This window comes from Methanobrevibacter woesei (genome assembly GCF_003111605.1).
In the GTDB taxonomy this organism is placed as follows: domain Archaea; phylum Methanobacteriota; class Methanobacteria; order Methanobacteriales; family Methanobacteriaceae; genus Methanocatella; species Methanocatella woesei.
Genome location: NZ_MZGU01000004.1, coordinates 348093 through 370988, shown reverse-complemented (window position 1 = coordinate 370988; position 22896 = coordinate 348093). Strand labels below are relative to the sequence as shown.

The following is a 22896-nucleotide window of genomic DNA, read 5'->3' as shown; positions in this document are numbered from 1 at the left end:
ATATTCCAATGCGCGATGAAATAAGTAAACTTTTAGAAAAAGAAGGAATATTATCTAAAGAATCTTTAAAAGAATTATCCCAATTAGATATTCATAAATTCTTTGATAATGTTAAAGAATTAGGTGAAGAAAAAACCGAACATATCCAAAAAGAAAAAATCACTAAAGATTTAAATACTTCCTTTATTGGAAAAGAGATATACATTTTCAAAGAAGTAATGTCAACTAACACAGTAGCTAAATTCTTTGCTGAAAATAAAGTCTCTGATGGTACTGTTATAATTTCTGAAAAACAGACAAATGCAAAAGGAAGATCTGGAAAACCATGGGATTCACCACTTGGAGGAGTTTGGTTATCTATCATTTTAAATCCACGCATAGACTACTCAAAACTTCCAATGATTACCTTAGCTACTGGTGTAGCTGTTGCAAAAACTTTAGAAAGATTAGGTATTGAAGATGTTGAAATTAAATGGCCAAATGATGTCTTAATTAATGGTGAAAAAGTATCTGGTATTCTAACCGAAGCTATTGCTAAATTCAACACAATTGAAAGTATTATTGTTGGTGTAGGTCTTGATGTCAATCTAGATTTAAGTGATTTCTCTGATGACCTTCAAGGAAAAATAACCTCCCTCAAAGTAATCACTGGAAAAGAATTCGATGAAAATGACATTATAAGAACATTTTTAGAAGAATTTGAAAAAATATGTAAACTTTTCATTGATGGAGAATATGAAAACGTATTAAATCAATGGAGAAAACGTTCATATACCATCGGTAAAATTGTTGAAGTTAGAAAACCATATAATAAAACCTACGATGGATATGTTACTGGTATAAACAAAGAAGGCGCATTAATAGTTGAAAAAATAGATGGAACATTAGAAAAAGTAGTATCAGGAGAATGTATTATTAAAAATTAATTAAATACAATCTCTTTACACTTTTCTTTATTTTTTATTACTTCTTTTAGCATGTCAAAAGAAGAATTTATTTTATTAATTAGTTGATTTAATTCTAATTTTACTGCATCCTGAGTAGATAAATCAAATCTGATAGTTGCAGAAGCTCCAGGCATAGATACAGCAGGAATAGTAATAATTCCCTCTTCTTTTAAAAGAATCATTGATAAGATAAATGATAAATCAGAATCGCATAAATCAGTGTCTAAATAACTGGCTAATTTTTCAGGACTTAACATTACTCCATTAGGAGTTTTTTCAAAAATATCATAATCCTTACTTAACAAATCATAAAGCTCATCTTTTCTAGAAAAGCTATCAATTAATGCATCACCATTAAATGCTTTTAAACCATTGAGCATAGCTAGTACAGAAGGGGGTTGGGCTTCCAAACCAAATTGATTAGCTTTAGCCTTAATTTTATTAACTAATTCTTCACGACCAGCCATTAATCCTCCTCTAGGACCTGGCATTAATTTATCAGTACTGGTAATTGCAATATCAGCCCCTAAATCACAAGCCTTTTTCTGATTAAAAATAACAGTTCTAAGACGAGCTCCAGAAGCATCATCAACAAGAACTGGTATATTCTGACTATGAGCTGCATCAATAACCTTTTTGAATTTTTCTTCATCAATAACTTGAAGATCCATTGTAGAGCCAGTAACTACAACTAATGAAGTGTTTTCAGGTATATAAAACTCTTCAAAATCATCAAATTCCAAATAGTTTGCATTAACTAAATTACAACTTCTAGGAATTGATGGATGGGCAGGTAATTTTGGAAGATAATGAACAACATAGCTGTCTTCCTCCACCAAAGCTAAAATAGTAGCTAGAATACCAGAGGAAGTTCTGTTAAGTGGAAATATTTTTTCTCCACCCATATGTTCAATACCGACTTTTTGTAAATCCTCTTCGAAAACTGCTGGACCAATGTATGTTTCAAGAAGACTTAATTCATCTTTGGAAGCAATGAATCCACCAGCAAGTCCAGTTAAATCAAATAAATGGTCACGACCTTTATTTTCAACGATGCCTTTAATAACTGATAAAGCATTTTCTCTTTTCTTAACTTCATCTAAAGAATTATTTACTATCATAGTTATTCATCTAACTCTAATTTAAAGTCTTTAAATGCTTCAACAAATGCTTTTAAGTCTTTTACATCAACTGGAACTTGAGCAAATTTTTCATTTTCAGGTTCTTCATAAGAGAATTCTGCATCTACAATTTTACCTTCAGGAGTAGTCCAAAAGATTAAGCTATCACTAACTTCTTCAGGTTTTCTATTAGGCATGTAAATTTCAACAGAAACACCTAATTGATCAAAGAATTTTTCTTTTTCTTCTTCACTTTTGTTAACTTTTTTAATTTTTCTTACTCTTGATTTTAATTTTTTAGCAGCAACTTCATTAATATCATCTGCCATCAATAACACTTCCCGAATAATTTTCTAAAAATAGAAAATGAATTATAAAAATAATTATTTTATGTATAGTATATAAAATAATCCATTTGATTTGAAAAGAATACTAATTAAAAACTGGATTTAATCATATAAACTATTACCATGACTATCCATAGCTACTATTAAAGGTCCAAAGGAGTCAACTTTAAGATTCCACATAGCTTCAGGCATTCCTAAGTCTAACCAGTCCACACTTTCAATTTTTTCAACTGCATCAACATATAATGCGGCACAACCACCAGTAGCTACAACATAAATTGCATTATGTTCTTTTAAAGCTTCTCTTACAGTATCATCCATACCTCCTTTTCCAATGACAATTTTAGGACCAAGAGCTATTACATCTTTTTGATAAGGATTCATTCTCATAGATGTTGTTGGACCTACTGCAACAATTTCATATTCAGGGTCATCTTCGCTTCCTTTATTAGTTATAATAGGACCTGCATGAAAAATAGCTGCTCCTTCAATATCACAAGGAGCACCTTGCTCAAGAATTCTTTTATGAGCTTGGTCTCTTGCAGTTAATATATTACCAGTTAAACTAATTACATCCCCTGCTTTCAACTTAGTTAAATCCATATCTTTAACAGGAACTTCTAAATTTATCATAAATTCACCTATTAAATATTTATTAATACTTATATTAATATAAACTCTAAATAAGATTAATATAATAAAATATAAAATTCTAAAAAATTAAAATTATACTATATTATTAGAATTTATAGATTTAATAAATTTAATGGCTAAATTTTAAAGAGGATTAAAAATGTCAAGTATGAGCAGTGTAGCAGGGTTATCTAAATATATAACAACCCTCCCTAAAACAAAAAACTCCATTTTAACTATTATTTTCATAAGTTTCATAAGTGGAGCATTGATTTTTCTCATTGGAAATGAATATCCTTATGGAATAATAGAAAAAATATTATATGGTGGTTCTTTTGGATTTGGAGTTCTTGGAATTAGTTCAATAATAAGTGGAGGAATTGATCAACGTGGAATTGATTCTTTGCATGGAATTAACCTTAAAACAAAACATTCAATGTTTCTTTCACTACTTTCAATGACATTTATTTCTGCTATACTAATCATAGGTACTATAATTGGAGCACTATTCCACGCTAATGTATTCATAAACTGTTTACTTTTTGGATGTGTCTTAATTTTTGGATTAAACACATTAATACTCTGGAGTGTTACAAAAATAAGTTTTAGAAGGTCTGCAATGATTGGTACTATCCAGCCATTGTTAATTTTAGCTATGTATGTTTTAGTGTCTTACTTTTCATCATACAGTCCAATTATAGATTCCAGTTTAGGTTCAATGATACTAAAAGTAATTGTAGGAAGCGTAATCTTTATTTTAGCTATTTATTCATTTATTACAGTAGTAGAATCCCCAATGAAGAAAAATCTAGGAATTGGAATTCTTGATTTATTAAGCTTATTTATTGCACATATGAATGAAGGATCAAAATCTTTAGAATCCTTATTTGACAACATGGGAGAACCAATTAGTACTGTTGTAACTTTCATAAGTTTTAGAACTAAAAAAGGAATAAAATCATTATTTGTTAGTCCTTCAGTACATCCAGGTCCTTTAGGAGATATTGGTGGTTCAAACATGCCTACAATATTGGCAGAACGTTTTAATCACTTTACAATGATAGCACATGGTCCTTCAACACATGATTTTAATCCAGTTGCTACCCGTGAACTTGATAAAATTGAAAGTGCAATAAAAACAGGCCTTGAAAAAGTGGAATACTCCCCTAAAGCAACTTTATTCAAAAGATATAAAGAAGAAAAAGCAAATATTGGTGTTCAATTCTTCAATAAGGGAATGGTTATTTTATCTACTTTTGCACCTGAGGGAAGTGATGACATTGAATTTGGTGTGGGTCTTACAATGATGACTCAAAGTAAAAGTAGATGTAAGGTTCAAGATTCTATAATTGTTGATTGCCATAATTCATTCACTCCAGAAAGTGGAGGAGTTTTACCTGGAAATGATGAAGTATTCGAGATAATTACAGCTATTGATAAAATAGATCTTGAGAATGAATACTATGACATAAAAGTAGGATGTTATGAAAATCCAATGAATGATTTAGGTAAAAATGAAGGTGTTGGAGAAAGTGGAATAAAAACAATGGTTATAGAAGTTGCAAATCAAAAAACTGCATATATCCTATTTGATTCAAATAATATGGAAATAGGATTTAGAGCAGAAATAATAGATACTGTAAAAGAACTAGGTATTGATGAAGTAGAAGTAATGACTACAGATACTCATTCAGTAAATACTATTTCAAGAGGATACAACCCTATTGGTTTAACAAAAAGACCTGAAATCACTGAATATATAAAAGAAAGTGTTATAAAAGCTATTGATGATTTAGAAGAAGTAGAAGTTGGAACAGGAACTGAAAAAATAGAGAACTTAAAGACTTTTGGTCCAACCAATTCAACAGAATTAATTTCAACCATTAGTTCAATAGTTGCTGTTAGTAAAATTATAGCTCCTGTACTTTTTATATCTGCAATAATAATTGTAATAATTTGGATTTTTTATACTTAAATAAAATAAGTTAATTAAAATGGAATGTAATTATAAAGAACTGTGAATGCAATAATCCACATGAATCCAAATGGTAAAATTCCATCCCACAACCATTGGGAGAATCCACTTACTTCATCACCAAATAATTTTTGAGTAAATTGGCCTACAAAGTATAAAATTATAAAAGGCAAAATTCCTGCAAAAACATCATTTTTAAACCCAATCCAACCAGTGGAAAAGATAAATGAAATAGCTGCAGCCACAATACCAAATATTACATGAATGCTTGTAACTTTAACAGTAGTGTCCATTAAAATCCTCCAAAGTTAATTAAAAAAATGTATTCAATAAAACTATATTAAGATAATAGTATTTAAATTTATTAGTAAGATAGGTGTTAGAATGAAATCAATGTCCAATGTAGATGTTTTCACAATAAGCGATGAATTAAATAAATTATTAACAGGTGCTAGGGTAGATAAATCTTTTCAACCTACCAATGATATTGTTGTTATGAGATTCCATGTTGCTGGAAAAGGAAGGGTGGATTTAGTAATGCAATGTGGAAAACGTATACATACAAGCCAATACCCCTTAGAAAATCCTACTAATCCTCCAACTTTTCCAATGCTTCTAAGAAAAAGATTAAAAGGGGCAAATGTTGTAAGTGTAACCCAACATAATTTTGATCGTGTTGTTGAAATTAAAGTGAAAAAAGATAAATTTTACACAATAATTGTTGAATTATTTGATAAAGGAAATATAATCCTTTTAGATGATGAAAATAATATTATTCTACCATTAAAAAGGAAACACTGGAGTACAAGAGATATTAGCTCTAAAAGAGAGTACATATTTCCAAGTGAAAGAGGAATCAACCCAATTACAATTACTGAGGATGAATTAAAAGAATTATTTGCAAATTCAGATAGTGATATTGTACGTACACTAGCTACCAATGGTCTTGGAAGTTTATATGCTGAAGAAATTATTTTAAGGGCAAATGAATTTGAGGATATTGATAAAAATACACCTGCAAGTGAATTAAATGAAAAAGAAGTTAACAGTTTATACAAAGGACTCAAATCTATTTTTGATGAATTAACAAATGAAAATTACACCCCTCAAATTGTCAAAGGTGAAAAAGAAGATGTTGTACCTATAGATTTAATCCAATACAAAGATTTTGAAAAGGAAACTTATGAAACCTTTGATGAAGCTTGTGATGAATTCTACTCTAAAAAAGTAAACAGTGATATTAAAAACATCAAAGAAGCAGCTTGGAATAAAAAAGTAAATAAGTTTGAAAAAAGATTGCATTTACAAGAAGAAACAGTTGCTAATTTTGAAGAGACAATTGAAACATGTCAAAATAAAGGAGAAGTAATCTATTCTAATTACACAATAATTGAAAACTTAGCAAATGTTGTAAACCAAGCAAGAAGTAAGGACTACTCTTTTAAAGAAATTGGCAAAACTTTGAAAAAAGCTAAAAAAGATGGATTAAAAGAAGCAGAAACTTACGAATCAATTGACAAATTAGGCAATTTAACCTTAAAAATAGATGATACAAGCATAAATATAAATCCAAAGTTAACAATTCCTGAAAATGCTGAAATATACTATGAAAAAGCTAAAAAAGCTAAAAGAAAAATAAAAGGTGCATTAATAGCTATTGAAAATACTAAAAAACAGCTTGAAAAGATTAAAGCTAAAAAGGACATTGCAATGGAGAACATTTCAGTTCCTAAAAAGAGAGTTAAAAAGAATTTGAAATGGTATGAAAAATTAAGATGGTTCATATCCTCAGATAACATTCTTGTAATTGGAGGGCGTGATGCAAACACCAATGAAAGTGTTGTAAAAAAATATTTAGACAATAATGATATTTATTTACATGCAGATATACATGGTGCAACATCAATTGCTATTAAACTAGAAGGTAATGAAGTAAATGAAAATACTCTAAAAGAATCAGCTAGTTTTGCAGCATCATTTTCATCTGCTTGGTCAAAAGGTTTCTCAACACAGGACGTATTTTGGGTCCATCCAGAGCAAGTATCAAAAACTCCAGAAGCAGGAGAATTTTTACCAAAAGGATCTTTTGTAATAAGAGGAAACCGCCATTACATAAGAAGTGCAAAAGTTCAAATAGCTATTGGAATTGTGGATTATGAAGGAAAAAGAATAATGGCAGGACCCGTAGATGCTTTAGAAGCACATTGTGAAAATTATGTTGTCTTAAAACCAGGATATACAAAAAAAGAAGCAATAGCTAAAAAAGTATTACATAAAATAAATGAAAATGACTTATTAACACTAGATGATGTAATAAGGGTTTTACCTTCTGGAAAATGTGATATTGACACTGAATATCATCAAAGAAAAAAATATGAGAATTAATCTTTATAATTCTCATTTTCATATTTAAAATATTCATCAGGATTTAAAATTACCACATCAATATTAGGATTTAATTGACTTACAAAATTAGCAAAAATTAATGGGTCTTGTTCTATTGGTGGAAAAGTATTATAATGCATTGGAATAACTACTTTAGGATTCATCCATCTTGTTGCAAGAGCTGCTTCAAAAGGACCCATAGTAAATTTATCACCAATTGGCACTAAAACAATATCCGGCTTGTAAATTTCACCAATAATAGTTTTCATATCACCAAATAATCCAGTATCTCCAGCATGATAAATTTTAGTTCCATCACTGAAGGTTATTAAAAATCCACATGCAATACCACCAGGTGCAGTTTCTTCAACAATATCAATATCAGCAGAGTGTTTTGCTTCTAACATTGTAAATTTAATATCTCTAAATACAAAAGAACCACCTAGATTAAGAGAAATATTTCTAATTCCTTGTTTTGATAAAAATAAGGATAATTCATGAGTTCCAGCTATTGGAGCTTGAGTTAAATTAGAAATTTCCATTGCATCTCCAAGATGATCTGCATGTCCATGAGTAACAAGAATAATATCTGGTTTTAACTCTTCAACAGGCACAGGACAAGTAGGATTGTTACTAATAAATGGATCAATCAATATTTTAACATTTTCATCAGTTATAATCTCAAAAGCTGAATGACCTAACCATCTAATCTCCATTTAAACACCTTCTTTATTTAAATAACTCAAAATAACATTTTCATCAAGATCACTAGCAAACGCCCATATTTTATCAAATGTTGATCTAATCTGAGAAACACCATTTCTATCAGAGTAAAGAGCACCATACTGTACATTTGAACCATCAGAAACAATTAAAGCATTAGAATCGTCTACAATTAAATTAATACTATTAACTTTAGGAATAGTCTTAATATGAACTCCTTGTTTAAGAAGGGATGAAATCAATATAATATAAGATATATCAGAAACATCAATATCTTCAATTAAAACTCTAGAGTAAATGGTTGGAATATGAGATAAAACCCTATCAGATAATGTGTTTAAACTAGGAATTTGAAGAATAACCTCCTTATTAACATTTGAAATTAAATGTTCAAATGCATCCTCAACAGTAATAATTCCATTATTTGAAACAATGAAACTTTGTAAAGATTTAGGAATTGGAAGAGATTCAGGATTATTAATATCAATTTTAATATCTCTAGATAAAGATGGAGCCGGTTTAGAGACTTCCTGTGATAATGGCTCATAAACTGGAGAATCATCAACTTCTAAAGCCTTTTTAATCTCTTCAGATTTGTCTTGAGAATAATCAAAAGACAATGGAATTTCATCCATCATCTGATTAGCACGTTTTTTAGGTTTTCTAGTAATTTTTAAAGGTTTATCATAGTTAGGAGTGAATTTAAGTTTATTATCAAACTCAGATTTTGTACTGAACAAATCTTCATTATAGCTATCATCTGAAGTCTCGAAATAATTACTGTTTAAATCTATTTCTTCACCATAATCCTCATTAAAGTCATTGTAGTCATTAAATTCCTGACGGACTTTTAAAGGTTTTGATGGATCATCTTCAGATTTGTTATCTTTTCTGTAATCCTGAGATTTGTCAATGATTTCTTTGATTACACGACCAGTTTTATCTGCAGAATTATCAATAAAATAATTTAAAATCAATAAAATACCACAAATTGCTAAAATAAATCCTATAACCAATAAGAAGTCTTGTAAATGATATAAATTTGCTTCATATACAAGAACTACACCTAGTATAAATAATACAAACCCTGAAATTAATTTAACCATTTTTTCCACAAAAATTCACCCTTTAATTTTTTAAATTTAAATTAAAATAACTATTATATAATATTAACTAATTTACTTTATAAATATAGTGTTTTTTTAGAAGATATTACCTGTATTTTCAAAAATAAAACTAAAAAGAAGAATAAAGAAAAAATTAAAGTAATAACTTTAAATAAAATCGTAATATTAATATTTTATAAAAAATAAGTATTACTATAGGTGATATCATGAACATCAAAAACATACAAAACATAGACAATTCAGGACAAGGTGCCGCAGAATATATCCTATTATTTGGAGGAGTAATTGTAATAGCTATTTTCGCATTATTAATTTATAGACATTATATGGAAAGAAGTGAGAATAGTTTAACCGCAGGTGATGACATAATGGATGTTAGAACATCAGTAGATAATAATAGAACTAAATGGGGAGAATAATGGATAATTCCGGACAAGGAAGTGCAGAATTAATACTTATAATCGGTGGCCTCTTAATAATTATACTACTAGTAGGAAATTATATAGCGACCATTCAAGAAACAGTACATGAAAATTTAAAAAAAGTATTAAAAAAAGAAAGAAATTTCATTATAAATAAAATATAAATCAAGGAGTAAAAATTCCTTGATTTTAACTTATTTTCCAATTAAATTGTTTAAAGAATCTTTCCAAGCTTCAGAATTAATATTAGTTAACTTCATTGAAGTTCTTTTTAATTCTCTTATATTTTGAGGACATGCAGTTACACATGCACCACATAGATTACAGAAAGTTGAATTGGTAACTGATTTATTATCTTCAATAGCAACAGCATTACAAGGACAAACATCTTGACAAGCATGACAGGAGTCCCCTTTACATTGAGCTTCATCAGTTTCAACTAAAGAAAGAGAACCTTCAAATGGTTTTGTAATAGTAACAGCATCCACAGGACAAATTTCTTTACACCATGAACAATATACACAGTCATCTCCAACAATGAAGACATTCCCTTTAATTGAAGGAATTTTAATGTTATCTGCTTCCATACAGATGGTACATACAGCTTTAATAGCTTCTTCAGGACAAACTTTAGCACATAATTTACAATAAACACATTTAGATTCATCTAATTTAATACTGTAGTTATCTCCTTTAATATCTGCATCTACTGAAATAGCACCAGCTGGACAAATATCATCACAAAAGCCACAATAAATACAATCATCTTCATTAATAGAAATTTCTCCCCTTACAAGATTATTCCTATTGGGAAGACTTCTTTCATAAAGAATTGCATCATTTGGACATGCAGAGTAGCATCTACCACAGAACATACATTCCTCTTCATTAATAGAAGATTCAACATCCCATTTAGGATAGTTTTCCAACTCTTTAATTTCTTCCCCATCAAGAGTAAGAGACAATGAATCAAATGGGCATGCAATTGAACATAAACCGCATAAAACACAGGTATTTGAATTAACTGAAAGATAATCCATTTCAATAAGGCCACGAGCTATTGGAACAACTGGACCTAATCTTAAGGAAGTTGTAGGACATACATTAGTACAAATACCACAAGCAACACAGTTATCGTCTTTATAAGTTAGAACACGAGCTTCATCCCCAGTTCTTTCGACGGTAAACATGTTACAACACCTATGCTCTGCTTATTGCTTGATTAGGACAATTTTGAATGCAAAGATCACAATCATCACATTTTTCAGGAATAATCTTTACATCATTATCTTCTTCAACCAATGCACCTTGTTCACATAATTTAACACATAATCCTTGTACAGGACAATTTTCGATATGACCACATTTATCAGCGTCGATTTTTACTGCCATATAACTACCTCCAATTATAATATTTACATTCATTACTTTAATATATTTCCTTTTTTATTTATTTCACCACACCTAATCCTAGTAGAAGATATAGGAACCCCATCTTCTGCTAAAACAAAGTGAACAACGATGATATCTAATGGTAACATCCCTTTATTTTTTCTTATTTCATTAATTTCAATAGCTGTTGGTTTAGTTTCTTCACTAACAACAATTGCATCAAATTCCTCATCAAATACAGTTGTACCATAAGGATCATTTAAAGGAGTTACGGAAAAATTAGATTTATCATTAAAAAAAGATTTTAAATTAGCCATTCTTTCTTTACAAGAATCAATATCTCCTTTACGGCCACCAAACTCATTAGAAGTAACTCCAATCTCAATTTCATTACCAATCTCAAAAGCAGTTTCTAAAAGTTTTTTATGACCATCATGAAATTTATCAAAAGTGCCCCCAACGGCAACCTTCTTATATTTTTTAGTATTCATAATAATAGTCGTCCTTAACTAGTTTCCTTAATAGATACTATGTTAAAACTATTATAAAAATAAATATGTTATATTAAAAAAAGAAAAAAAAGAAAAATAAAAGGAATAATTAGAATGGTAAAGTAGCATAATAACCATTCAAAGTGTATCCATAATTATTCCAATTATTTACATCTCCAAGACTGTTTCTAGAACTAGTAGGATCTGCAACAACCCATGTGTCACCAATTAATACTTGAACCCAAACATGTCCATAGGTACTACCACTAGTAAATGAACATACTCCATGAACATATCTAGTAGCAAATCCAGAAGCTCTAAGAAGAGCTGAAAGTAAGTGAGCTTGATCACAACAGTTTCCTATTTTTCTATCTAAAGTACCTTTTGCACCATAAGCAGTATCCCAATATGTTGCATACCTAATGTTATCCCTAACATAATTATAGATTGCAGTTGCTTTTTCAAGTTCACCAGTAATACCTTCAGTAAGACTTTGAGCAAGACTTTGAATTGCAGGATCATTTACCTGACAATTTGTTGTAGCACCTTTGTATGGATCTAAATTAGTAATAGTATTTGGACTATTTAATGGACTATCTGGAACATCAATTGTACTGACTGATTTAATTGCAACATAATTTGGCATTACTCCATTATTACCATAGTAAGCCACTACTCTAGCAAAGGCATAGATTAAATTTTCATAACCAATATCCCCTAAGTTAGAGTTAATGGAATTTGGAGCTTTACCATTTTGATTAATAAAATCAACAATAGCCTGAGCAACAGATGCATAATCATATAAGTTTCCAAGAGAACCGGAACTTACAGGACTATCTGGACTGTCCACATCAATAGCAAAAATATTATCAAAATTACCCTGATCCATATTAATAGTAGCTACTGCAAGTAAATATAAAAATTCAGACATGGTATAAGTAAAAGAACCTACAACAACAGTTTCAGGTAGTGCATGATTATTTTCAATGTACTCTTTAACAGTTTCAGCTGCAGAAATCATATCATCAATAGAAATTGAACCTACAACATGAACAGAATTCATACCACTTTGTTTAAAAGCATTTTCAACATCATAGAAATATGATATATTATAATCTCCAATAGGTAAGTCACTTAAACTAATCCTAGCAATACCATTTTCATCAGTAACTGCATATAAGGTTTCACCATTGCTAATAACGAAACGAATAGTAGCACCAACAATAGGTCTTCCATAAGCATCAGTTATTTTAACAGTAAAGTAACTATCAGAACCAAAATTGACAGATGTCTCATTAGATGTCATAATGGATCCATTAACTAATATCTTATTAGAACCGTTATTAGCTGAATATAAATCATCAGTTACAGCATAGTATACATCATAATAACCAATACCAAGATTAATCTGCAATCTTGCAATACCATTTTCATCAGTATACCTTGAATAAGTAACACCATTAATAATAATATCAACAGCAACATTACTTAAAGGAGTTCCATCTTTAGAAGTTACTAAAACCTCAAAGTAAGAACCATCACCAGGTAAAAGAACAATATCATCACCAGAGATGTCAACAGTTTGTTTAGTGACAGTAATGGTGCTTGAAAGATTATTATAATCAGGTTGTCCTTTTGTTGAATAGGAATAAGTAATATTGTATATACCTGGAGTCAAATTTCTACAATCAAAACTTGCTTTACCATTTTCATCAGTAACCACTTTATAAGTTACACCGTTAATTTGGAATATAATAGTTTCACCAACTAACGGATTACCCTCCAAATCAGTTAAATAAACATCAAAAGTTGAACCATCTTGATATTCAATAACAATATCTTCACCATCTAAAATAGTGGTAGAATTAATTAAAAGAAGGTTATCTGAAGCATTTGCAGAATTAAATCTATAATCACCAGCAAATACAATTTCAATAGTGTATTCACCTAAAGGCAAACTAGAAAGATCCAAAGTTGCTTCACCTAACTCATTAGTTACAACTACATATCTATTATTATTTATGTAGAAATAAACTTCTGCTGAAGATACAGGAGAACCTCCTACAGTTTTTAGAGTAACAGTATATTTTTTGTCATTTCCCACAAGAATAGTTGTATTAGAAGTAATAACAATATTTGCAGGAATAATTACAATATTATTTGATATCATTTGTCCATTTGGATGAATAACAGTGATAATATAATTACCTGGATCTAAATTAATATTAAGTTTAGCTATACCTTCTTCATTAGTAACCATAGTATACATAACACCATTAATATTAAAAGTAACATTAACACCAACTAAAGGATTACCATTACCATCCAAAGCAACAGCATAATACTGAGTACCATTTCTATACTCTTTAATAATATCTTCACCCATAACTGTGGAAAGTACAGTAATATTATTAGAAATCATTAAACCATTTGGATGAATAGCAGTAATAATGTAATTACCCGGATTTAAATTAATACTAAGCATAGCTATACCCTCTTCATTAGTAACCCTAGTATACATAACACCATTAATATTAAAAGTAACATTAACACCAACTAAAGGATTACCATTACCATCCAAAGCAACAGCATAATACTGAGTACCATTCTTATAATACTTAACAACATCACTACCAGAAATAGTAGGAAGTACAGTAACATTATTAGAAATCATTAAACCATTTGGATGAATAGCAGTAATAATGTAATTACCCGGATTTAAATTAATACTAAGCATAGCTATACCCTCTTCATTAGTAACCCTAGTATACATAACACCATTAATATTAAAAGTAATATCAACACCAACTAAAGGATTACCATTACCATCCAAAGCAACAGCATAATACTGAGTACCATTCTTATAATACTTAACAACATCACTACCAGAAATAGTAGGAAGTACAGTAATATTATTAGTTATATTTGTACCAGCATAGAATTCATTACCATTAAAAATTGAAGTAATTGAATAATTACCTGGGTTTAAATTAATATTCAAATAAGCATTACCAAATTCATCAGTAACACGATAATAAATCCCACCATTTATAATAAAAGAAACATTTTGATTAGCTAGTGGATTACCATTATTATCATATAAAGTTATAATCCATTGTGTACCATTCTTATAATATAATATAAGATTTTCTGAATCAAAATAAGTTTGATTAGTAGAATTTAAATCATTGTTTGTAGAGTTTGTATCCTCAGAAATAATTTGTGTATTTTGAGCATCTTCTACATTAATAGGATAATCCTCCTCTACATAACTAGAATTATCATTATTAATATTCTCATCATAGCTTTCACTAGAACTAGAAGAATTCTCAATTAAATTATCATTATGAGAACTAATTAAATTATTTTCTGAGATAGAATTATTACTAGAAACTTCTAAATTATATGAAGATAACATAGAGTCATCTTGAATTAAATTTGAATTATCAATAGTAACATTATCTGCATCTGATGCATAAACTGCGCCCAATGAAACAAAGAACACAATTAAAACAGATGCAATAAACGTTTTATATTTTAAAGAAATATTTCCACCTCTATTTCTCATTACGAAAATTTTTAATAAAAATACAATATATATCTAATACTATCTATTCATAATGAGTAGAGTAATTTATATTTTAATTATATATAAATGTTTTTATGCCTTTAATTTTAAAAAAACAGTCCAAAAAAGACTATATTAATAAAAAAAGGTAAAATTTATTTATAAAGCAGATTCAAAGAAAAAATAAAAGTAAAATTACTGAATAAAGGATAAAAATAAATGAAACATAGACCATTTATTAGACAATTACATAAATCACTAATCTAGAAAAAAAACATAACTAAACAATAATTAAAACTATTTAAGCAGGAATATTTAATTTATACTAAAAAATAACCTTTAAAATATGAAATAAAAGGCAAATAAATTATTATATAAAAAATAAATGGAAATTAAGAAAAAATAAAAAATGCTTATAAAAACATTATTTTTACAAATAAATAACACAGATGATGATATTGATATTTGAAAAAAATGTAATTCAAAAAAATCTTAAAGATATCAACTTAAGAATAGGATTATGCTATCCTAATATTTATAGAACCGCTATGTCATCACTTGGATATGAAATACTTTATAATATGATTAATGATAGAAAGGATAGCTACTGTGAACGTATAATTTATCCTAACACAAGATCTATTGAGACTAACAGCCCATTAAAAGATTTTGATATCATAAGTTTTACAATGCAATATGAAGAGGATTATTTTAATATAGTTAAAATGCTACATGACTCTGAAATACCTCTAAGAAGTAAAGATAGAGGAGATAATGATCCTTTAATAATAGCTGGTGGACCATGCGCTACTGCAAATCCAATGCCTATGGCTGATTTTATTGATTTATTTGTAATTGGAGAAGGTGAAAAAGTAATTGACCCCATTTTAGATACTTACCTTCAGAACCCAAGTAAAGAATTAACTAAATATTCAGATATTCAAGGAGTTTATATTCCTAAATTAAATAATAGTGCAAAAATAGCCATTGTAGAAGATATGAATGAAGCATATCATGTTACATACCCACTAATAAGTGAAACAAATGAAGAAAAATTTGAACTTGCTTTTAAAGATTCAATTATGCTAAATGTATCTAGAGGATGTACAAGAGGATGTAGATTCTGCATGTCCAGTTATCTTTATAGACCCATGCGTGAAACAGGACTGAAGAAGTTAATTGAAATAGCTGAAATATCCCGTGAAAAAACAGGACTAAATAAAATTGTTTTAATAGGTGCAGCAGTTTCTGATTATTCACATATCACAGAATTAATTGAAGAACTTAAAAAAAGAGATTTTCAAATTGCTACCCCTTCACTTAGAATTGAATCTATTGATGAAACTCATCTTAGAATGTTAAAAGAAAGTGGACTTAAAACATTAACAATAGCTCCAGAATCTATTTCAAAATTAAGAAGCAAAATCAATAAGAATATTCCTGATGAAAAAATATTTGAAGTTGTGAAAACTGCTTTTGAACTAAATTTTAACATTAAATTATATTTTTTAATTGGCCTTCCAACTGAAACATTAGATGACATAAAAGAATTATCTGAGTTTATGAAAAAAATTGCTAAATATAATATTAATAACAATACTGTAAAATTCAGTGTTAATCCAGTAATTCCAAAACCACATACACCACTACAATGGGAACAATATAATTTAAAAGATATTAAAAAGAAAATGAGACTTCTTAAAAAAGAAATGAAAGGATATAACATAAAGTTCGAAAGTCCTAAAAAAGGCATGATACAATATATATTATCTTGTGGAAATAGGACAGTTTCTAACATTATTGAAAAATCATTAACTAAAAACATTACCATAAAAGAATGGAAAGAATATCTCCCTAATTATAATATACTTAAACCATTACCATGGGAAAATATTGATATTGGAATAAAAAAGAAATTTCTAGTAAATGAATATAAACGAATTGAAAGTGGAAAAGAAACTCCATGGTGTGAAAAAGGAGTTTGTTATAATTGTGGAGCCTGTAATGATTAAATACATCACCAATATCATTTTTTTATATTATTAAAGACAAAATTTTAGATTAAACTAAAAAACTAATTTTTAAATGATTTAAAATTTAATATAACCTAAAATAAGTAAACTTAATGTATTACAAGGTTCAAGATAGTAATGAGGAATTAAAATGTTAAGTCCAGCTATGAGAACAAAAAAAGTTGAATTATCACAAATAAGAAAAATGTTTGAAGTAACTAATCCAAATGCTATAAATTTAGGTATTGGTGAACCTGATTTTGATATTCCAGAAAATATTAAAAGAGCAATGAATAATGCTATTGAAAATAATTATAGTCATTATACTCCAAACAAAGGATATGAAGAATTAAGAGAAGAAATTGTTAAAAAACTTAAGAAGGATAACAATATTGACACCAATATAAATAATATTATTGTTACAACAGGTGGTAGTGAAGCAATATACATGTGTGCCCAAGCCTTTTTTGATAAAGGAGATGAAATATTACTTCCAGATCCAAGTTTCTTATCTTATCCTGCATGTATCGACCTTTGTGAATCAAAAACTGTAGCTGTAGACTGTAAAATGGAAAATGATTTAAAATTAAAAGTAGAAGATGTTCAAGAAAAAATCACTGACAAAACAAAAGCAATAATCTTAAATTCACCATGCAATCCTACTGGTGCAGTTATGGATAAAGAAGATATAAAAGGAATAGCTGAACTAGCTGAAGATTATGATTTTCTAGTAATTTCTGATGAAATCTATGAAAAAATAATATATGGAAAAAAACATTATTCCCCAGGTGCATTCAGTGATAATGTAATTACTCTCAATGGATTTTCAAAGGCATATGCTATGACTGGTATTAGAATTGGTTATATAAATGCCAGTGAAAGATTCAATGAAGAACTTTTAAAAATACATCAATATTGTACTGCATGTGCTAATTCAATTGGACAAATGGGTGCTTTAGAAGCATTAAGAGGACCTCAAGATTCTGTAAACAATATGGTAAAAGAATTTGAAAAAAGAAGAAATCTTATTGTTAAACGTTTAAAAGAAATGGGTTACACCTGTTCAAAACCAGAGGGTGCTTTTTATGTTTATCCAGAAGTTGAAAACCCAATGGAATTTGTATCAAAAGCAGCAGAAGCAGGAGTTATAACTGTACCTGGACTTCCATTTGGAGCAAATGGTGAAAAACACATTAGAATGTCTTATGCTAACTCCTATGAAAATATAGCTAAGGCAATGGATATCTTAGAAGAGGTATAAATAATGGATGAAGTGAGGGGTAAAGAAGGTAATAAAGCAGCAATTGTAGGTGTATGTGCCAATACTTTTTTAACTATTTTTAACATAACTATTGGAGTAATATCTGGAAGTTATGCATTAATATCTGAAGGAGCACATACCCTTTCAGACATTGCAACAACAATTATAGCTTATGCGGGATTTAGAATAGGTCAAAAACCTGCAGATAAAGAACACCCATTAGGTCATGGACGTGCAGAAGCTATTTCAGGCCTCATAATAGTTATTTTTTTAACAATGGTTGGATACGAAATTATAACTGGGGCTCTTGATAAAATTGTTAACCATTCTGTTATTACAAGCCCTGACTCTATTGCTGCAATAATGGCAGTTATTGGAATCATCATAAATTCTGCAGTAAGCAGTTACCTTATCTCACTTGGTAAAAAAATAAATAGTCCAGCTATTATCGCAGATGGTCAACATCAAAGAGTTGATGTATTTTCATCTATTGCAATTTTAATTGGAATTGTTATTTCTAGTGCTGGTTTTCCAATTTTAGATTCAATAATAGGATTGTTTATTGGAATTATGATTCTTAAAACAGCTTATTCCGTTGGAAGAGATAACCTTAATATTATTATGGGAAAAATTCCAACTCCTGATTTATATGAAAAAATAGAAAAGGTAGCAACTAACACAAAAGAAGTTTATGGAGCCCACAATGTTCAAATCGATTATTTAGGAGCTTATGCAATAGCTAGTTTACATATTGAGTTAGATCCTAACATGTCTTTAGATGATTCACATAAAATAGCTCACATTGTCCAAGAAAACATATTAAATGATGTTGATATTGTAAAATCAGTTACTGTGCATGCTTGTCCTTATGGATTGGAATATGATCATAGACAAGAAATTAATAAATAAAAAATAATAAAAGCGCCGGGAACGGGATTTGAACCCGCGTGATCGTAAGATCATCGGATTAGCAGTCCGACGCCGTACCAGGCTGGGCCATCCCGACATTACAAAAACAGTATACTAAATAATATGTATAAACTTACATATAAACTTATTGAAAAAGGCATGTCCAAAAGTGGACTAAAATCCAGAATATAAGTGATCTAAAAAACACAACTCCACCCCGTTAATCTACAAGCATTAGTTGTTATTAGTAGAGCTGCTCCCTCCCGGGCCTGACACATTCCTAAATTAAAGAGAAATAAGTTTTACCCTACAGTAAAACCCAACTCACCAATAATCCTGTAGGACGAAGTTTCTATGTTGGTTTTAAAGGCTGATATCCCTTCAAAAAGCCGCCTCTTGGACTTCAACTGCACCAAAGGGGGTGTGTGCTTACAGAGGACCCCTAACCCTCCAGTCTAGCCATAACTATATTTAATATTATAAGTATATAAATCTTTTTAAAATAGCTAAAAAATAGAAAAAATATTCCTTAAAAATGAAAAAATAAAAAAAAGTCTGATTAAAAAGAGAATAAAAAAGTTAAATTAAGAAATAACCTTAATAATATCTCCATCAGATATAATGCCTACTAAATTGCCATTATCATCAATAACTGGTAACTGATTAAGAATTCCTGATCCTTGAACACTAGTATTCATAGTTTCAACAACAGAAGCTATTGTATCCTCAGGAGAAACAGAAACAACATCTTTCACCATGATTTCTTCAACTTGAGTACCTAACTCATACTTATCTAAAATTAAATTATGGCCCAAATCTGTAGCAGTTATAATTCCAACCATTTTACCATCAGAAACTACAGGCATTGCACTAATTTTATGTTCCATTAATTTTTCAAATGCATAAACTACATCAATGTCTGGAGTAATGGTAATCAAATCTGTAGTCATAATCTCCTTTACTTTTTTATCTAACATCATTTTATCCCACCATATTTGTCAATAATATCATTCATCATCATATCAATTGTAGTTGTAACATCTACATTATCAATGATATAAGAATCTGATAATTTTGCTTGGTTAACTATAAAATCTTGGGTTTCTCTAATTGAATTAAAGTTATCTAAATAAGATTGAAGAGATCTTTTAACCCATGGCTGCCTACATCTTGAATAAAACCTGCTTTTATGTATTTCAGGATCAGATATTGTTAATGTAAAAACAACAATATTATATTTCTCAATTAACTCTTCATTAATAAAACCAGGAACAATATGGACTCCTTCAATAATAGTACTAATTCCTTCTTTGATAGATCTTTCAATAATTGCTTCTACACCAACACTTACAACTTCAACTTGATTTCTAAACCCTTCAACAACTGGATTTGATGCTAACTTAGGTATCCTAATACTTTCATAAGCATTAAAACTGGATTTATGAATAACTGGACTTAAATCTTTAGAAACAATTTTACGCATAACTTCCCTAATCATATCTGTACTTATTAAATTCTTTAAACCTAAACGGTTAGCTAATTCAAAAGCCATAGAAGAAGTTCCAACTCCAGAAGCCCCGCCAATTAAAATAATTAGAGGACCATTAGCTTTTCTAAGTGTTCTCCATTTAAGATATTTTTCTGCAATAGCTGGGTCTTCATTACGTAAATAATCAGCAACAAATTCTGATAATTCTGTAATTGATATCACATTAATGTTATTTTCAATTAATTTTAATTCAATTTCAGTGGCTGCTTCATAAGCTTTTTTAGAACCCATATCCGCAGTAGTTAATGAACGTGCCAAGATACCTTTAGAAAAAGGCTCCTGATATTCTTTACCATCCACTTTACCTTTAACCATAATCATAGGAATCACTCAGATTACATTTATATATTAATACCTATGATAGATACTTTTAAATTTCTGTTAAATAAAATTTGTTATTTAAGTTTTACAGTAATAAAAAAATAACTTAATACAAAACAGATTAAAACAAGTTAAACACTGAAAAAATATCTAGAAAAATAGCTATTACTTAAAACAACTTACAAAAAAAGAAAAAGAGAGTTATGAGGATAAATCAATAATATCAACAGAATAATTTTTTCCATTTTCAATATTAATTAAGATAGCCCCATTATCTTTAAGCATACCTGGATTTGCAACAATAGTGTTATCTCCTAATTTACTAATGGATTTTGCCTCATGGATATGACCACAAATACTAATTTCTGGTTTAAATTCATGAATAGATTTTTGAATACCCTGACTTCCAACATGATCTCCACCATCAGTTAAATCAGCATCAGTATTGAAAGGAGGAGCATGAGTAAGTAAAATTCTAACTTTAGGAACTTTATCATTAGCTAAATAATCATATTCAGCTAGTAACTCATATACATCCCCATAAATCTTATTATCTTGAATTTCACCAGGAGTATCAAAAGGAGTTGGATTAGAACCTCCATAACCAAAAATAACTGCATCCCCATATGCTATAATATTATTGTGTAAGCATAATGCTCCACTTTCAGTGATGGAATTACAAATACCTGAAGGGTCACAGTTTCCAGGAATAGCTACTACATCACAATCACAGTCAAAAAGATTATCCATAAATTGACCAACAAACTCTAAAGGACCGAAATCAGTAATATCTCCTGCAACAAGAACTAAATCAATATCATTTTCTTTAACATACCTATATAAATTCTCATTTTCTTCGCCGTGAATATCACTAATTGCTAAAAATTTCATCTTTAACACCATAATTACTTTTTAATTTCATTCTGAAAAGAAAGGACCCATCTCTTTCAAACCATGCTGAACTTTATCTTTATCTCCATAAAGTGCAACAGTACAATCATCATCAAATTCAATAATAAGGCCGTTCCACTCAGCTATTTCATTGACTCTTTCTTCTGCTAAAGGATTTTTTAAGGTAATTCTACCACTGGACATTCCGGGAGGAGTGTTAATTAAGAATTTAGATCTTGATTGAGGCATTTCAAATACTGTTTCACCTTTAGTAGCTCTTTTTAGGTAATCAAGCCATTTATCAAGATATTCTTCCCCTTCTTCTTCAGCCATTGTAATTAAAGATTCTTGAATCCTGTTAAGAGTCATGTCAGCATTAGCTAATGCATTAATCATCTCTGGATGGGTTGGATCCCTTTTATAAGTATTAATTGAAGACCTTGCTAAAGCTAAATCAGAATTAAATTCATGAGGAATTTCGTGATTTTTCTTTTTTAAATCAGTGAGCAATTTAACAAGAACTAACCAAATTTGCTCAGAAGGCAAGTTCATAAATGGCCACCTATGATTTTTAAAGTAGTGTGATTGATTTTTGCATCTGCATCTTTTAATTCTTTTTGAATTTCCATAATGTCATTATAAGAATCCAAGAACAATACATGGTGACTGTCAGTACCAGTAATTTTTAAAATAGCTATTTCATCATCATTATTGATTTTATCTCTTTTTTCAATAGTTGCTTTAAATTGTACATAAGGCCCATATTCTTCAGGCAAATCTTGATATTTGAAAATACCATCTAAAGTTGCTACGAACATAACT

At 29.2% G+C, this 22896-nt stretch carries 23 protein-coding genes, 1 tRNA gene and 1 other RNA gene; 8 read left to right on the top strand and 17 right to left on the bottom strand.

The window, feature by feature from the left end:
- The first annotated feature begins 8 nt into the window (after positions 1-8).
- Positions 9-926: a biotin--[acetyl-CoA-carboxylase] ligase gene (locus MBBWO_RS04360; RefSeq protein WP_116669656.1), complete on the top strand. Its 918-nt coding sequence runs from the start codon at positions 9-11 to the stop codon at positions 924-926.
- Here the strand turns inward: MBBWO_RS04360 and MBBWO_RS04355 are convergent.
- From MBBWO_RS04355 to MBBWO_RS04345, 3 genes are all read right to left on the bottom strand, one after another.
- Positions 923-2068 carry a TIGR03576 family pyridoxal phosphate-dependent enzyme gene (locus tag MBBWO_RS04355; RefSeq protein WP_116669655.1) on the bottom strand — a complete coding sequence of 382 codons (1146 nt, stop codon included), beginning with the start codon at positions 2066-2068 and terminating at the stop codon, positions 923-925. The genes MBBWO_RS04360 and MBBWO_RS04355 overlap by 4 nt on opposite strands.
- A gap of 2 nt (positions 2069-2070) precedes the next feature.
- A complete protein-coding gene (locus MBBWO_RS04350) occupies positions 2071-2397 on the bottom strand; it encodes a hypothetical protein (protein WP_116669654.1) in 327 nt (108 codons plus the stop codon).
- Positions 2398-2517: 120 nt separating this feature from the next.
- Positions 2518-3048, bottom strand: a complete 531-nt coding sequence (locus MBBWO_RS04345; protein WP_116669653.1) for a FumA C-terminus/TtdB family hydratase beta subunit — start codon at positions 3046-3048, stop codon at positions 2518-2520.
- Between the two features lie 160 nt (positions 3049-3208).
- On the opposite strand from MBBWO_RS04345, the gene MBBWO_RS04340 reads away from it, so the two are divergent.
- The gene (locus MBBWO_RS04340; RefSeq protein ID WP_116669652.1) at positions 3209-5023 is read left to right on the top strand and encodes a DUF2070 family protein; all 1815 of its coding nucleotides are present in this window, start codon (positions 3209-3211) and stop codon (positions 5021-5023) included.
- Between the two features lie 14 nt (positions 5024-5037).
- Here MBBWO_RS04340 and MBBWO_RS04335 read toward each other — a convergent pair whose 3' ends face one another.
- Positions 5038-5316: an EMC6-like membrane protein gene (locus tag MBBWO_RS04335; protein WP_116669651.1), complete on the bottom strand. Its 279-nt coding sequence runs from the start codon at positions 5314-5316 to the stop codon at positions 5038-5040.
- Positions 5317-5407: 91 nt separating this feature from the next.
- Between MBBWO_RS04335 and rqcH the strand changes: the two genes are divergently transcribed.
- A complete protein-coding gene (rqcH, locus tag MBBWO_RS04330) occupies positions 5408-7408 on the top strand; it encodes a ribosome rescue protein RqcH (RefSeq protein ID WP_116669650.1) in 2001 nt (666 codons plus the stop codon).
- On the opposite strand, the gene MBBWO_RS04325 is transcribed toward rqcH, so the two are convergent.
- Positions 7405-8124 (bottom strand): metal-dependent hydrolase, encoded by a 720-nt coding sequence (locus MBBWO_RS04325; RefSeq protein WP_116669649.1) that lies wholly within the window; start codon positions 8122-8124, stop codon positions 7405-7407. The two genes, rqcH and MBBWO_RS04325, sit on opposite strands and share 4 nt — an antisense overlap.
- Complete coding sequence (locus MBBWO_RS04320) at positions 8125-9237, bottom strand: hypothetical protein (RefSeq protein ID WP_243408465.1); 1113 nt, start codon at positions 9235-9237, stop codon at positions 8125-8127.
- Positions 9238-9464: 227 nt separating this feature from the next.
- Between MBBWO_RS04320 and MBBWO_RS04315 the strand changes: the two genes are divergently transcribed.
- Positions 9465-9677, top strand: coding sequence for a class III signal peptide-containing protein (locus MBBWO_RS04315; protein WP_116669647.1), 213 nt, complete (start codon positions 9465-9467; stop codon positions 9675-9677).
- Positions 9677-9844, top strand: coding sequence for a class III signal peptide-containing protein (locus MBBWO_RS04310; protein WP_116669646.1), 168 nt, complete (start codon positions 9677-9679; stop codon positions 9842-9844). The genes MBBWO_RS04315 and MBBWO_RS04310 overlap by 1 nt, the downstream gene beginning before the upstream one ends.
- Before the next feature lie 30 nt (positions 9845-9874).
- Here MBBWO_RS04310 and fwdF read toward each other — a convergent pair whose 3' ends face one another.
- The 4 genes from fwdF to MBBWO_RS04290 all read right to left on the bottom strand — a co-directional run bounded on the left by fwdF (position 9875) and on the right by MBBWO_RS04290 (position 15131).
- Positions 9875-10870: a tungsten-dependent formylmethanofuran dehydrogenase subunit FwdF gene (fwdF, locus tag MBBWO_RS04305; RefSeq protein ID WP_116669645.1), complete on the bottom strand. Its 996-nt coding sequence runs from the start codon at positions 10868-10870 to the stop codon at positions 9875-9877.
- 10 nt (positions 10871-10880) lie between these two features.
- The gene (locus MBBWO_RS04300; RefSeq protein WP_116670026.1) at positions 10881-11072 is read right to left on the bottom strand and encodes an indolepyruvate ferredoxin oxidoreductase subunit alpha; all 192 of its coding nucleotides are present in this window, start codon (positions 11070-11072) and stop codon (positions 10881-10883) included.
- Positions 11073-11104: 32 nt separating this feature from the next.
- Complete coding sequence (locus MBBWO_RS04295; RefSeq protein ID WP_116669644.1) at positions 11105-11563, bottom strand: phosphopantetheine adenylyltransferase; 459 nt, start codon at positions 11561-11563, stop codon at positions 11105-11107.
- Positions 11564-11672: 109 nt separating this feature from the next.
- A complete protein-coding gene (locus tag MBBWO_RS04290; protein WP_116669643.1) occupies positions 11673-15131 on the bottom strand; it encodes a transglutaminase domain-containing protein in 3459 nt (1152 codons plus the stop codon).
- A 458-nt stretch (positions 15132-15589) separates the two neighbouring features.
- Between MBBWO_RS04290 and MBBWO_RS04285 the strand changes: the two genes are divergently transcribed.
- The 3 genes from MBBWO_RS04285 to MBBWO_RS04275 all read left to right on the top strand — a co-directional run bounded on the left by MBBWO_RS04285 (position 15590) and on the right by MBBWO_RS04275 (position 19313).
- Positions 15590-17143, top strand: coding sequence for a radical SAM protein (locus MBBWO_RS04285; protein WP_116669642.1), 1554 nt, complete (start codon positions 15590-15592; stop codon positions 17141-17143).
- Between the two features lie 151 nt (positions 17144-17294).
- Entirely contained in the window at positions 17295-18404 is a 1110-nt protein-coding gene (locus MBBWO_RS04280) for a pyridoxal phosphate-dependent aminotransferase (RefSeq protein ID WP_116669641.1), read from the top strand.
- Positions 18405-18407: 3 nt separating this feature from the next.
- Positions 18408-19313: a cation diffusion facilitator family transporter gene (locus MBBWO_RS04275; protein ID WP_116669640.1), complete on the top strand. Its 906-nt coding sequence runs from the start codon at positions 18408-18410 to the stop codon at positions 19311-19313.
- 13 nt (positions 19314-19326) lie between these two features.
- Here MBBWO_RS04275 and MBBWO_RS04270 read toward each other — a convergent pair.
- The 7 genes from MBBWO_RS04270 to MBBWO_RS04240 all read right to left on the bottom strand — a co-directional run bounded on the left by MBBWO_RS04270 (position 19327) and on the right by MBBWO_RS04240 (position 22892).
- Positions 19327-19410 (bottom strand) — tRNA-Ser (locus MBBWO_RS04270).
- Positions 19411-19464: 54 nt separating this feature from the next.
- Positions 19465-19779, bottom strand: an RNA gene (gene ffs, locus MBBWO_RS04265) — signal recognition particle sRNA.
- 118 nt (positions 19780-19897) lie between these two features.
- The gene (locus MBBWO_RS04260; protein WP_116669639.1) at positions 19898-20293 is read right to left on the bottom strand and encodes a CBS domain-containing protein; all 396 of its coding nucleotides are present in this window, start codon (positions 20291-20293) and stop codon (positions 19898-19900) included.
- Positions 20290-21183, bottom strand: coding sequence for a 2-phosphoglycerate kinase (locus MBBWO_RS04255; protein ID WP_116669638.1), 894 nt, complete (start codon positions 21181-21183; stop codon positions 20290-20292). The genes MBBWO_RS04260 and MBBWO_RS04255 overlap by 4 nt, the downstream gene beginning before the upstream one ends.
- Before the next feature lie 201 nt (positions 21184-21384).
- Positions 21385-22074 (bottom strand): metallophosphoesterase family protein, encoded by a 690-nt coding sequence (locus MBBWO_RS04250; protein ID WP_116669637.1) that lies wholly within the window; start codon positions 22072-22074, stop codon positions 21385-21387.
- A 27-nt stretch (positions 22075-22101) separates the two neighbouring features.
- Positions 22102-22626, bottom strand: coding sequence for a DUF2096 domain-containing protein (locus MBBWO_RS04245; protein WP_116669636.1), 525 nt, complete (start codon positions 22624-22626; stop codon positions 22102-22104).
- Positions 22623-22892 (bottom strand): DUF749 domain-containing protein, encoded by a 270-nt coding sequence (locus tag MBBWO_RS04240; RefSeq protein WP_116669635.1) that lies wholly within the window; start codon positions 22890-22892, stop codon positions 22623-22625. Before MBBWO_RS04240 ends, MBBWO_RS04245 begins: the two co-directional genes overlap by 4 nt.
- Positions 22893-22896: the final 4 nt, after the last annotated feature.